A 13,737-nucleotide genomic window follows, 5' to 3' on the forward strand; every position below is an offset into this window, starting at 1 on the left:
TTGTCTTGATTCGCTCATGGAAAGACACCTCTTAGTTAATAGTTAAGATTATTATCACTTCTACACTAAGAGACGTCCACTATTAATTCTAAGTGCAGAAATCCATCTAATCCATTCAGAGGTGGGCACGAGAGGCAATTCGCACGCGTATAGGTTTGCCCAGCACCACCCAGCCTTGCTCTGCTCTGCTCTGCTCTGCCCTGCCCTGCTCTTTCCTGCTCCGCCCCAGCACCGCCCCAAACAACACAAAACCGCCCCCTCGCAGGGTCGGCTCCACAAGGCTCTATCGGCGATGCTTATTCCGATAGAGCAGCCAAACGAAGTACGGCACGCCAATAATGGCGATGACGACGCCGACGGGCATCTCCACCGGCGCGAACGCCATTTTGGCGATGAAATCGGAGATCATCACCAAAAGCGCGCCGACAATCGCACTGACGGGCAGCAGCCGGCGATGCGTTATGCCGACGAGTCGGCGAGCGATATGCGGCGCCATGAGGCCAATAAAACCGATGCCGCCGGAGACAGATACGCAGGCACTAACAATGCCGATGCTGCTCAGCAGCAGAATCGCCTTCTCTTTGTCCACAGCGGCGCCCAGCCCGCGGACGCTCTCTTCGCTCAGCTGGAACACATCCAGCACATGTGATCGCCAGACGAGAACTGGTGTCAATAAAATCAACCACGGCAGGATGGAAATAATATACTTCCAGTTCGCATTATAGATGCTGCCAGATACCCAGACGGCGACCATCTCGAAATCTTTGGCATTCATTTTGAGCGTAATGAACACGGTCACTGCAGATAAACCCGATGCTATTGCAATCCCCGTAAGCAGAAGGCGCTGTGAATCTAGCCTCCCTTCCTTTTGAGAGAAGACATAGATCAGAAGCGCTGCGACCAGCCCACCAACCAAACCAACAATAGGCATCGCCAATATCGCCGCCCAGCCCGTTCCTTTCACCTTCCCTTGAAAGAAAAACAGGAAGATGACCATCGCCATCCCAGCTCCCGCATTGATACCCAGGATGCCCGGATCGGCCAAGTTGTTCCTAGTCAAGCTCTGGACAACTGTTCCCGCCATCCCTAACCCCATCCCCACCAACAAAGCGATGACGATACGAGGTAGTCGGAACTCTAATATCACTAGATCATAATCATGCTGCGTATCAATCCGTAGCAGAGTTTTTAACACATCTTTCAACGTAATATCGAAAGCCCCATTTGTCAGGGACATATATGCCGTTAATAACAGAAGTCCAATACCAACGATAATCTGTAAGGCATAGTACCGATCATTTCTTTTATCGATGAGACTCCCCTCCTCGCGTGCGAATGAGATAGAGGAAGAACGGAACACCGAGTATCGCGGTAACGACACCAATCGGCATCTCGAATGGATAATTCAGGAATCGGCTCAACACATCACACAGCCCCAAGAAAACGGCACCGATCACAGCCGAACATGGAATAATCCATTTGTAATCGATCCCCGTTAGAAACCTTGTGATATGTGGTACAAGCAGGCCAACAAATCCAATTTTACCTGCAATAGCCACAGAAATACCGGTCAGTAATACGACGCTTAATGTCGTTAACAATCTGACCTGCATCGTCTTCTGCCCAAGCGATACGGCGATTTCGTCACCTAGTGAGAAGATCGTCACCGACTTGGACATCCATATGGCAAGCCCTAAGCCTACAACGGCAAAAGGAACCGCCAGCATAATCAGCTGTGGATCCAGTTGATGCAGGCGTGCGTTGTACCAGAAGCTTATATTTTGGGATACTTGAAAATACATCGCAATTGCCGCAGACACACTACTCAGAAACGTCCCAATCAGTGTCCCTAGAATCGCTAAACGTACAGGTGACAATCCCCCTGGCAATAGCGAAGCTAGCCCGAATACAATAACGATGCTTAGCGCCGAACCAGCAAAAGACGCCATAATCATAGCCATCATCGAGGAATAAGGTGCAATGACCATACACAAAGTTACTGCGAATGCTGAGCCATCGGATATACCCATGATTGAAGGGGATGCCAGATAATTCCTGGTCATCCCCTGCATGAGAGCGCCAGACACCGCGAGGAACGCACCGACGAGCAGCGCGACAATTACCCTTGGCAGTCTTGCGTGCATAATAATTTGATGATCGACATCGTTCGCATCAAAATGGACGAAAGCTTCAATGATACGGCTGAAATCCATGCTTTTGGCCCCATAGGAGATGGACAGCACGATCGTAAAAAATATCGCGAAAGGTGCTGCCAATAAGATGAGGGTTGGTGCGGGTACTCTCCATTTCATAGCTCTACTCTCACTTTGCTTGAACTAATTTAAAGCCATTAATCGCTTCTAAGAATTTAATTTTACTGTAAGCTGTACCGCCTTGTAGTAATGGATCTACGAGATTGGTATATAATTGGCCATTTTTAACGGCATTAATGTTTTTGAAGATAGGGTTGTTTTTCAAGTCTTCGAACACTTTCGGTGTATCTTTGTTCTCTTCCTCAGAGAATTCAACAATCAAATAATCCGGGTTCATCTCAGCAAGCTTTTCGAGTGAAATATTTTGTTGCGCTTTCGCTGCTTTCACTTCCGCTGGTACTGTTGCACCAAGCTCAGCGTAGATAGATGGATTAAAGAATACATCCTCAGGGAAGATGAATAAGCTGCCTGCACGTACGCGAATTGCCAATACCTTCTTATCCTTGAAAATAGGACCGATCTTCGCTTTCAAAGCTGCTGAATCCGCTTTGTACTTATCTAGCACTTGCTTCGCTTTATCTTGTTTGCCTGTCAGTTCGCCAAGTAAATTCAAGTTATTTTCCCAATCTGTTGCAATGTGAGATACCGGAATCGTCGGGCCCACTTTCGTCATTTTCTCAATCGTCTCAGCAGGGAATTTCGTGCTCATCAGGATAACATCCGGCTTCAACTTTAGAATCGTTTCTAGGTTCGGCTGTGCTTTCTCGCCTACGCCCTCTGCTTTGTCCGTAATCGGCGCGAATACTGCTGGGAATTTACCACCAACCGTTAGTGCACCAACCGGCTTCACATCTAGAAGCAAAGCATCTTCCAAGGACTCAAGTGCACCCGTAATAACGAGTTTATCCACTTTTCCAGGAACTGTGTACTCTTTACCAACGTATTTGATGACTCTTGGCCCTGAAGGCGTCGCTGCGGGAGCAGCTGTTGGAGCCACCGAAGCAGCTGGAGCTGCTGTACCTGCTGCTGCAGGAGCCGTTTCTGTTTTCCCTCCGCCACACGCCGTCAATCCTAACAGAACCAATGTCGTAATACCGATTGTTGCTAACTTTTTCATTTTTCTTAAATCCCCTCTCTATCCGTTACGAATGATAATCATTCTCATTGAATTATAAAAGAAGTTGCCCATGTCGAACATGGACAATATACGGAAGTTCTCATGTACGATTGTCACATAAGAGATCATGAATATCTTGAACCATGCGTTCCATGGCATAAGCTGAGTACTCTCTCCAAGGATCCGATGAGATTAAATGCACGCAATTTCTACGGACAACCTTCAAGTCCTGCCATAACATAGAGGTTCTAATTCGTTCCCAATGCTGTAAGGTCTCGGACTCCTGTCGAATATTGAGTAGTAGGTGATCCATATCGAGATGAGCCAGCTCCTCAAGCGTCAAGCATTGATTAGTCTCATATCGCTCTGATCCGGCTGGCGACTGCAAAGCCAGATCTTCAAACACGTCTCTCATCCCGCGTGTCGGAAATAGAAAGAAGCGATCGCCTAGTAGGCTAATAAATATTACGGTGTCATCCTGCAGCTCTTCTTCCAGTCGCTCTCGCACCAGCTTTACTTTGCGATTATAGCCATCCACCCAAACAACTGCTTCATCTAAAGCACCTACAATCTGTGCCGTGGCGTGCAGTTGTTCCTGCCAGCTTTTATCATACAGAGGGACGATATGAACGGGGGCAATTTGCGACAAACGCTCCTTCTCCTCGATTTCCAGTTGATCCGTACTAATAATGTAATCGACATGACTGTTCGCCAGTGCGTCCACATTCGTTTCCCAATCCTCATTAAAACGGTACCCACTTAAGTGCAGCGGGATATCTGTTCGATAGTTGTTGTAATAGTAGGTACTCCATTTGGGGTGTAGAGGGGCAGCATAGGGCATGATTTTGAGTGCGAGTAATTGTCCTAGTACCGCCACGGAGTACGCAACGATTCGTTGTCGGCGATTTTTCAAATAAACAGTCGGCGAGACACCAACCTCTTTCTTAAACATGCGGCTAAAATAAAACTCGTCATTGTAGCCCACTTGGTAGGCAACATCCTTTAAACGCACATCGGTTTGCAGCATAAGCTGCTTCGCCATGTTGACCCTTACTTCCGTCAAATAGTCGATGGCCGTTTTGCCGTACGTTTTTTTGAATAAACTCACGTAATATTTCGGACTTATTTCAGCCATGCGTGCGAGCTGTTCAATCGTCATACTCTCTCGAAAATGGGCTTCGATATAGCTCTTGGTACGATCCATAGCGGCCCGTGAGTCGGATTTGGAATTCTGACGAATGTGGGTCATCACCCAATAGATCAATTCTAGGAAAACGGGCTGTCCTCGAAATCGTTCTATGGCACTCTCACTTCGGCTGCACAGACAGAGCTGCTCACAGAGCTGATGTAGCGTACTCTCCATATGGACGGACAGCTCACCTATAAATGGAAAATTCACCTCGTCGTCAGAAGTATCACCCTGAATATCAAATGCAATGAGATACAACTCCGACTTCTGGCCCTCACAGAAACCGATGGTTTGGCCAGGCACCATGACATGTACCGTATCAGGTTGCATACGATAGGATTCTAAATCTATTCTCAAGTGGCCTTCACCTTGCTTGACAACCACCATGCAATAAGAAGAAATAAATTGCTGCGCTAATTTAGCCTCTTGAATGAGCTGCGCAGTACGAAATTTAAGCCATGTATGATCAAGGCAAAGGAAAGTGTCTTCATCTTTAGTCATCACTTCAGACAAGATAGCAGGCTCCCCTCTATTATGAAAATGAGAATCATTATCAATTTAAAATTTAGCACACAAAGAGAAGACCTGTCAACGATTGACAGACCTTAATGTTGTTATAATTTGGTCTATATCTACCCGTTCTGGCCCCTTTAGCTCTGAGGATAATCTGCAGCATGTCGTTAAATAGTAGGTATTCGTGTTCACGCCAGAAGGCCAATTTAATTCAAAGGATGAGAACTGCCACGGCTCACCGCCTAACTGCTTATTCCCCTCCACACCTTCTGAGGTCAAGACCGAGAAGTTGGTAAGCGGCAGCGATAGCCCTTTGCCTACAGCTTTGATATAACTTTCTTTGGCTGTCCAAATCTGATAGAAACGCAGTTGTCTCTCCCAGTCTTGAGCGCCTTCCAGTACGAAGCGATACTCATCCTCCGCAAAAAAGGATCGAGCAACGCCCTCTTCGAAGGCTTGCACGCGTTCCACATCGACGCCAACGGGTTCGTTGTCCACCAAACAAACCACCCAATCCCCGGAGTGGGACACGTTGAAATGGTAGTTACTCACCCCGCTAAGCTTCGGTTTACCGTAGCTATTTAGCTCGAATCTGATGCTTGCATTGTCCATGTGAAGATCCTCGATAATGCGACTACGAAGCAGCAGATCCGCCATCAATCCTCGGATCAGATCTTCTCGGTGACGAAAGCGATTCAGGCGTGCCCGCTTCTCTTTCGACATGTAGGTGAGTCCCTCGGTGACCACTTCTGGGGTTATCGAGGGAATAGGTAATATAAATAAACGCGCGATGGCGAACACCTCATTTGTTAAAACAATTCAGCTATTATAGCCATACTCTCATTTCGTTCCCCTCCTAGTGAATCCTCTTTTTGCCTCTCAGCATAAACAAAAGCTGCGTATCAAAAAGATACGCAGCTTTTATAAACGATGTCTATTTAGGTGGTATGGATGCGAAGCGTTGAATCGATTGCTGCAATTGCTCGAAGGCTACGGGGTTCTCAGAGAGCTGTTTATTCGACCTTACAGCCTGCACCACGTGGTGCAGCAGACTTTCTGGCATATCGACATCACCCGTATTCGCTGTCAATGCAACAATCATCTTCAATTCCGGAATACCGAAGATACGTCTACCGCCTGAACCCGAAGCATAGAAAATCTCCACTTCCTTGCGACTTCCCTTATTTAAACCTTTGGCAAGGGATTTGGTCCACCAATAATAGCCATAAGAACCTTGCGTACCATTACTATAATTTAAAGTAATTCGCTTCATGAATGATGTGCGAATCCAAGATTGCGGAATAATGGACTTTCCTTCCCACTTTCCTTCATTCAGATAAAGCAAGCCTATCTTCGCCATATCTTCCAGTGATAAAGCCAATGCCCACGCGCCAATGGTAATGCCATTGTGATCATGATTCCAGTTCACATTCGTTATACCAAGCGGTTCGAATAACCGCGACTTCGCATATTCAAACATGGACATACCCGTTACTTTCCCTAGTACTGCCGAGAGTAAATGCGCATCACCGTTCGAATAGTTAAAGACCACACCAGGTTCATGTTGCGCTGGGCGATTTAGAATATACGCTACCCAATCTGGGGCATGCATCATCTCAGTCGATGATTCTTCCTGATCATTATTCCATGAGAGTCCTGAAGTCATGCTAAGCAGATGCTTCAATTGGATCTTTGATTTTAGAGGATCATTTTCTAACTCTGGATAAAATGTAGCCAAACGCTGTTCAATCGTTTTCAGTTTTCCTTCTGCTAAAGCAATTCCGATTAATGCTGATGTCACACTTTTGGTAACTGATTTCATATCTTGCAGGATTCCAGATTGAATCCCTTCTTTACAAGCATCTGCTACCCATACACCATTCCGAATAACCGCTATACTGTGCACACCATGATCATGGAAAACGTCAAAAGTCTTAGCTAAGGTAGCTGAGTATAATCCTTGTGCCTCAGGCGTTGATGTTGGCCAACCATGTGCGGGCCATTGAGCCGATGGACGAGATGTTGCTTCCATACTACTTCGTAGTGGACTAATCGTATTTGTTAACACAAGATCAATCCTTCCAGTTTGTTTTACCCCTTTTTCCCTGTAATATACCGAAAAAGTGTGAAGCAAATGTGGTGTGAATCTTAAGAAAACCTTAATTTAGCTGAAAGTTTCCTGAAAATCTGTGTTGTAAACGCTCTTATGTTACAATTTAATGAAATGTTACTCACACCGTTAGCTTCGGAGGTTACCTATGCGCAAATTAATTTTCTTCATCGGTCCTGCAGGTGCAGGCAAAACAACACTAGCAAGGGCTTGGGTCCGCCGACATGGCGGAGCTTTCTTAGATATGGACACGTTGCTGCGCCCCGCGGCAGAAGCAATCATGACACTTGCTGGGCAAGACCCCAGCGATCGGGATTCGCCATTTTATAAGCAACACTGTCGCGATTTGGGATATCGCATCACGATGGATGCGGCGCTTGAACAGCTCCTACTTGATCAGGATGCTATCGTGATCGGGCCATTTACGAAAGAACAGGGGGACCCGCTGTGGTTGGAAGGGGAGTTGGCTCGTATCGGAGCTTCCATACGGGATGTCAGTATTAAGGTAATTTATGCTTACTTACCGAGTGAGGATGTTTTTAAGGAGCGTATTCGCTTAAGGGGCTCGGCCTTGGATGTATGGAAGCTGGACAATTGGCAGCAATTCCGTTCTTCCCTGCAGCGCAGAGAAGTTACTTGGCGGATGAAACCGTCATCACTCCTGTATTGGGATAATTCGGAGCCTTTAACGGATGCTAGGGAAGCTGATTTAGCTGCTTTTATCTTAGCTTGATTAGGAAGTAGACAACTAAGTTGAGAAGTGCAAAAGGGGCTGTCTCCAGGTTCTAAATTGACCTTTGGAGATAGCCCTTTCGTGCGTGTCCTATGCATTTCATGAAACTTAAAATCCTGATTCCAGATAATCGTCATGCTGATCGAAAGTAGGAATATCCTGCTCCTGATTCGGATCTATGACCGATACGCCATCCGTTGTCGTTACATGCCAATCTTCGTTAGAGCTGAGAACTTCAGTTAAGAAAGCATCAATATCCATTAGGTTATTTTCCTTCCATTATGTACCTCAAGGGTGTAGCCCTATTATTGGTGTTGAAGGGTATGTTTATTCAAATCATTGGTATTCAAGATATGATGTTTAATATCAAGGCTACAGCATCACTCGGTACTACAACAGAATAGTACTTATTTCATCCATCATATACTGTTATCCTACGTGTATACACATTTGCCCGAAATTTACCACTGAGCTAAAGGGAGGTTGCTTCTTTGGACATTCATCATCGATTCGATCATTTAGAAAAGAGAGTCATCGAGCTCGAGAAAGAACTCGCACTGTTAAAGCAAAGCCAAGTAAGTCATCCTGCACCTGCACCTGTTCCTACTCTTAATTCCAATCCCAATCGCACTCCCGCTCCTGTTCACGTTCCGCCCACTGCACCACCTAAACAGGAAGTCATTAAAAAAGAAACCGACTGGGAGCACCTCATTGCCAGGGTATGGCTGCCGAGGATTTTTATGTTCGTACTTCTCATTGGTATCGTATGGGGATTCAAAGCGGCGGTTGACAACGGACTCCTCACAGAACAGATGCGCTGTGCGATTGGCTACGTGGTCGGTGGATGCTTTGTCTTCCTCGGTTTCAAACAACACAAGGCTAACCGTCCACTGCTGGCACAGGCATTATTAGGCGGTTCCATCGGATTGTTCATGCTAACCACCTTTGCCTGCCATCAGTTGTATGAACTCATCGGGGCACCTATTGCGTTCACCCTGAATGTATTATGGGTAGGCTTAGGTTTATGGTTTTCACACAAATTAAAATCACAATCCTTAGCCATAATAGCAAGTGCAGCAGGCGTTTTGACGCCTTTCTTATTAAACAGTAACAACCCTTCTTCCCTATTTTTCGTTAGTTACGAGACGTTGTTATTTGTAAGTTTTATGTTATATGCGATACGTAATCAATTTGTTGGTTTATTTTACACTTCGTTCGGTCTACTACCTCTTGCATTGTTCCTTTTTGGTCTTGGTGTACATGGGGATACAAAGTTAGCGGCCATGGGAATGTTAGCCCAACAAGTAGCTTTACTAGCGACGATCTGTTTGAAAAGCCCCACAATGAATCATCAACTTCGATTGCTCATTCCGAGTTTTGCATTCACCGCCATTTGGTTTAAAGTGGCTTACACCGATACGCAATTCAACGTTGCCATGGTTGCCACTTGTATAGGCTATGCCTTGATTTCCTACTGGTTCAGTAAGATGGCACAAGAGAAGTTACCCTATACGATGACAATAGCATCCTATGCCTTACTTTTCTACTCGGCTAACTACTTCAGCGACGATGCGTTACCTGGCTTCTTATTGGTTGAGGGAATTATTGCGCTGTTACTTGGTTTTATCGTGAAATCAGTATTACAGAAAATCAACGGAATCATCATCTATGCACTCGCTTTTGCAACGGCATTGGGTACAATCACCGAAGGTATGAGCAGCATCATGTCGGTTGTCATGTTAATATGGCTGCTGGTATTAGGAACCCTAGCGGGTATGATTGCCATAGTATCGCATTTCGGGGTCGGTACCAACACGAAGAACGCCTTAATCCTGCTTAAGTATGGACTTGGATTCCTATTCTTGTGTTTTATAACGGAAATAACACGAACGTTGACACACGATTTCAGTGTGAATAGCCAACATCTGTGGGTCTCGACGGTGTGGGTCCTCTACGCGATTAGTGTGATTGCCTATGGACTCAAGAAAGAAGTCAAACAAATAAGACTCACCGGATTAGCGTTATTATTCCTAACTTTAATGAAGGTCATCTTCATGGATTTGCCCAATGTCTCCCTAACAATCAAAGCAATTATGTTCATTGGGCTTGGTTTCATCGGCCTATTGTTATCTCGCTTCTTCTACAAGAAATCATCAAGCACGTGAATACTCCCCATGTTGCACAAAAGGCGTTCACTCCATAGAGTGGACGCCTAAATTCTTCTATTCTCGTGTAACGTGTGTGCGGAATGTCCCCGCTGGTAAGCCAAGTCCATTTACTAAATTGGCCTCCGTGTAATTCGTCCAAGCATAACGCGCCTTGGCTGGCTTCGTAATCTCTGGATGCCACACTTCAACGGTTTTCCCAACGATGCTCGCTTCAGCCTTCAGGAAGTTGCCATCCTCAGCAGCGATTTGGAAGCCGATGAGCTGCTCGCTCCCCACAGGAAGTCCTAGTCCCCCATCTGTATGATCAAAATGAAGCACAATTCGCCCACCTTCGATGTTCAGCTCACGGTACACAGGGCCAGAGCTCGTAAGCTCTTTCCCATAGACATGCTCCAAGGCTGTTAAAGCAAGACGCTGCCCTACGGTCCTCTTATCTCGCGGATGAATATCATCTCGTTCCCCACAATCTAATGTGATGGCCATGCCCGTATGTGGGACACGCTCGTTCACGATCGCTTGGGACTCGCGCAGCAACGGCCATGTTTCACCATCTGGTTTACCATCCGAACAGAAGGATGTCAGTTGGACGAAATGGAAAGGGAGCTGATCATTGTGCCAAAGTGAACGCCACTCATGGATGAGTCCTGTCAGCAGCTTATCGTACAGTTCCGCACGGCCTGCATCACTTTCACCTTGATAGAATAGGAACCCCTTTAAGCCGTAAGGTACGATTTTAAGCAGCATCGTTTCGTAGATACCACAAGGCCTCATCGGATTATGAGGATTCATTGGTGGAGGCCACGGATAGCCCCCTAGTTCCTCGGGCGTAGCTCCTGCTGCTTTGCGCTTCTCATAATCCGCTGTCGCTTGATCATAAGATCGTTGAACACTCTCAAAGGCGACCCAATCGAAATCCTTCATCTCTTCTGCAAATGTATCTAGATACACCTCCAGTTCAGGGTGCTGATGAATCGTCGACTCACTTACCCAACATGCCGCCGAGGTGCCGCCCCAGTTGCAACCAATAATGCCAACAGGTATCCCCTCCGAGGCATGAATATGTTGGGCAAAATGATACGCAACCGCTGAGAAATCCGGCACGTGCTCAGGCAGGGCCTTATTCCAGGAAGCGATCATCGGCGTTTCGACTGTGGGATCTTCCCATTCCACTTTGGGAACTTCGAAGTAACGAATGAGAGGGAAATTCGCTTCCGCGATGTCTGCCTGCGCGTGACTAGTATCTCGCACCTTCCACTCCATGTTAGATTGTCCACCTGCTAGCCAAACATCGCCAAAGTAGACATCTGAAACGGTTGCAAGTTGTCGTCCCTCAGAGCTGATGGTTAAGATATGCGGGCCTCCCGCTTCGAATGCAGGCAGTATCCCCTGCCATTTGCCGCCTGCGCTGATGGTCTGCACCTGATGTCCTTGGCACTCCAAGGTTAGCTGCATCCCATCGGGGCCTGTCCCCCAGACAGGGTTCTCTTGATTTCGCTGCAAAATCATTCCTTCGGAGAAGATTGCGTGCAGTTGAAAGCGGTTGCTCATTGTCACACCTCGTCATCTAAAATTGGTATATAATGGATTATTCCTCTATCTCATGATACACTATTTCGTAGACGAAGAACGTCCTTTTTGCCAATTTGGCTGAGGGGCGTTTTTTGTTTTTCTAAAAGGAGGCGACGACTGCACGGTGTCATTTGAACCTGCTCACAAAGCATTTATGGAAGATCACCTAGCTCGCCGATCCGGAGAGCGTAAGGGACGTTTGCTCCGCGGGCATAACTATGCTGAGAAGCTATTCCTTCAGCAGGTGTGGTGGCCTTTATTCGAAAGCTTAAACCATCTGCATCCCGAGTATGAGATCTATGATTGGAATCGTAAATCACAATTCCTCGACTTCGCTTACCTCAGCCCTGGTGGACGTTTCGGGATAGAATGCGATGGCTTCCAGAGTCATATCAGAGAGATGGATCGCGAAAAGTTCAGCTATGCGCTGAATCGTGATACCTTCCTTACTGGGATGGGTTGGAGAATGGTCCATTTCGCCTTCGACGATATTCAGAACCGTCCCGAAGTATGCCAAATGCTGCTGCAGTTAGTCATTGGCCCCCATCTCATTCGGCCATCAACCTCAGCAACACTGACTCCGGATGAAAAAGAAGTCCTTCGGCTAGCCATCAATCTTAGCAGACCGCTCCGTCCGAAGGACATCATTAGCCGATACGAGGTTAATTTTCGTACAGCTCGTAAGTGGCTTAACGCCCTTGTTACGAAAGGAGCGCTGCGCAAGAAAGAAGGTGGCGGTGCCTATGCGCGATACTATGAGTTAAGCGATGGCGCTTGGCAGCGATTGTTGTGATACGTTGGGGCTGTATGCTGGAATGGTAGCATAACATAGTGATCTCGGTCTGCTAGAGCTAAAGTAGAGCCAGAGCCGTCACACTCTCGGCAAGTTGCATGCTGTGCAACATGATTGCCGAGAAACAGCCGACATGGGCATCCATGTTGCATCTTATGCAACATGATTGGCTGTTTTGGATCTAATTGGGGCTTTGCCCCTCAGATTGTTGTATCAAATACAACATCAGGGGCGATTCAGCCCCGAAAGCCCGAATGATGTTGTAGAGAATACAACATCATTCGGGCACCTATATAAATATCCAACAAATACTCACAATCAAGTTGTTTAAATAACCTACAGGTTATACAATAGAAACAAATATGCCTACAAAGTTGAGGTTCCCCCTATGCAAATTGAGGTTTCATCCAAAAACATGCCCTTCCTGGAATGCTTCTCATCGGAAACTCGCGTGAAAATGATTGAGCTTCTTGGCGAAGCGCCATTAAATATTAAACAGCTGTCCCAGCGACTAGCGATTTCGTCAGCGATCGTAACGAAACATATTCAGAAACTGGAGCAAGCTGGTATTGTGCGGTCGGAGAACGTGACCGGTGTGCGCGGCACGCAAAAGATCTGCTACCTACAGCTCGAACAAGCTACACTTCAGTTTAAGTCGAAGAAGCCCTATGAGCATCCGACAACGACGGTTGCGATTCCCATCGGCCAGTACGCCTCCTTCGACGTGAACCCAACGTGTGGCTTGGCATCACCGACACAGCTGATTGGTGTGCTGGATGATCCCCGATACTTTGCGGATCCACAGCATGTACAAGCTGGCATTCTTTGGTTCGGCAGCGGCTACGTGGAGTACCGTATCCCGAACTTTTTCCATAGCAACCAGAAGCTTCGCACGCTAGAGATTTCATTTGAAATCTGCTCGGAAGCCCCTGGCTTTAACGAGAATTGGCCTTCGGATATTTCTTTTTCGATCAACGATAAACCACTCGGACAGTGGACCTGCCCTGGTGATTTTGGTAAACACAGAGGGGTACTCTCCCCCGACTGGTGGGGAAATGGCAACACACAGCATGGTCTATTGAAAATTATTACCGTGAATCCGCAGGGTTCCTTTCTAGATGGCACACAAATCTCAGCGACTACCATTCACGACCTGAATATCGCATTCTCCCAGGATATTCATTTCCGTATTGCCTCCTTAGAAACGTCCACGAATTGTGGTGGTGTTACGCTATTTGGCAAACAATTCGGCAACTATGCCCAAGATATTATCGTGACGATGCAAGAAGATAAATAGCTCCCCTTCAGCTCAAAATAACCCTATTCCCCCAC

The 13,737-nt window shown here is 46.7% G+C and carries 12 protein-coding genes; 4 read left to right on the plus strand and 8 right to left on the minus strand.

Annotation, left to right across the window (positions count from 1 at the left end):
- Positions 1-283 precede the first annotated feature (283 nt).
- The 6 genes from ASL11_RS20005 to ASL11_RS20030 all read right to left on the minus strand — a co-directional run bounded on the left by ASL11_RS20005 (position 284) and on the right by ASL11_RS20030 (position 7,100).
- Positions 284-1,312 carry a FecCD family ABC transporter permease gene (locus tag ASL11_RS20005; RefSeq protein ID WP_056618804.1) on the minus strand — a complete coding sequence of 343 codons (1,029 nt, stop codon included), beginning with the start codon at positions 1,310-1,312 and terminating at the stop codon, positions 284-286.
- Positions 1,305-2,312 (minus strand): FecCD family ABC transporter permease, encoded by a 1,008-nt coding sequence (locus ASL11_RS20010; RefSeq protein ID WP_056618697.1) that lies wholly within the window; start codon positions 2,310-2,312, stop codon positions 1,305-1,307. Before ASL11_RS20010 ends, ASL11_RS20005 begins: the two co-directional genes overlap by 8 nt.
- 10 nt (positions 2,313-2,322) lie before the next feature.
- Positions 2,323-3,330 (minus strand): ABC transporter substrate-binding protein, encoded by a 1,008-nt coding sequence (locus ASL11_RS20015; protein ID WP_056618699.1) that lies wholly within the window; start codon positions 3,328-3,330, stop codon positions 2,323-2,325.
- 100 nt (positions 3,331-3,430) lie between these two features.
- Positions 3,431-5,023, minus strand: coding sequence for an AraC family transcriptional regulator (locus ASL11_RS20020; RefSeq protein WP_235550519.1), 1,593 nt, complete (start codon positions 5,021-5,023; stop codon positions 3,431-3,433).
- A gap of 84 nt (positions 5,024-5,107) precedes the next feature.
- Positions 5,108-5,755, minus strand: coding sequence for a 4'-phosphopantetheinyl transferase family protein (locus ASL11_RS20025; protein WP_056618702.1), 648 nt, complete (start codon positions 5,753-5,755; stop codon positions 5,108-5,110).
- 211 nt (positions 5,756-5,966) lie between these two features.
- Positions 5,967-7,100, minus strand: a complete 1,134-nt coding sequence (locus ASL11_RS20030) for a serine hydrolase domain-containing protein (RefSeq protein WP_056618705.1) — start codon at positions 7,098-7,100, stop codon at positions 5,967-5,969.
- A gap of 190 nt (positions 7,101-7,290) precedes the next feature.
- On the opposite strand from ASL11_RS20030, the gene ASL11_RS20035 reads away from it, so the two are divergent.
- Positions 7,291-7,875, plus strand: coding sequence for an AAA family ATPase (locus ASL11_RS20035; protein ID WP_056618708.1), 585 nt, complete (start codon positions 7,291-7,293; stop codon positions 7,873-7,875).
- A gap of 108 nt (positions 7,876-7,983) precedes the next feature.
- Here ASL11_RS20035 and ASL11_RS36565 read toward each other — a convergent pair whose 3' ends face one another.
- Positions 7,984-8,136 (minus strand): hypothetical protein, encoded by a 153-nt coding sequence (locus ASL11_RS36565; protein ID WP_157256979.1) that lies wholly within the window; start codon positions 8,134-8,136, stop codon positions 7,984-7,986.
- 230 nt (positions 8,137-8,366) lie between these two features.
- On the opposite strand from ASL11_RS36565, the gene ASL11_RS20040 reads away from it, so the two are divergent.
- The gene (locus tag ASL11_RS20040; RefSeq protein WP_056618711.1) at positions 8,367-10,040 is read left to right on the plus strand and encodes a DUF2339 domain-containing protein; all 1,674 of its coding nucleotides are present in this window, start codon (positions 8,367-8,369) and stop codon (positions 10,038-10,040) included.
- Positions 10,041-10,097: 57 nt separating this feature from the next.
- On the opposite strand, the gene ASL11_RS20045 is transcribed toward ASL11_RS20040, so the two are convergent.
- The gene (locus ASL11_RS20045; protein ID WP_056618715.1) at positions 10,098-11,591 is read right to left on the minus strand and encodes a sialate O-acetylesterase; all 1,494 of its coding nucleotides are present in this window, start codon (positions 11,589-11,591) and stop codon (positions 10,098-10,100) included.
- 145 nt (positions 11,592-11,736) lie between these two features.
- Here ASL11_RS20045 and ASL11_RS20050 point away from each other — a divergent pair, with 145 nt between their 5' ends.
- On the plus strand, positions 11,737-12,405 hold the full coding sequence (locus ASL11_RS20050; RefSeq protein ID WP_056618719.1) for a hypothetical protein: 669 nt from the start codon (positions 11,737-11,739) through the stop codon (positions 12,403-12,405).
- A gap of 388 nt (positions 12,406-12,793) precedes the next feature.
- Positions 12,794-13,702 (plus strand): ArsR/SmtB family transcription factor, encoded by a 909-nt coding sequence (locus ASL11_RS20055; protein ID WP_056618722.1) that lies wholly within the window; start codon positions 12,794-12,796, stop codon positions 13,700-13,702.
- Positions 13,703-13,737: the final 35 nt, after the last annotated feature.

The organism is Paenibacillus sp. Soil750 (assembly GCF_001428045.1).
Taxonomy (GTDB): Bacteria; Bacillota; Bacilli; order Paenibacillales; family NBRC-103111; genus Paenibacillus_E; species Paenibacillus_E allorhizoplanae.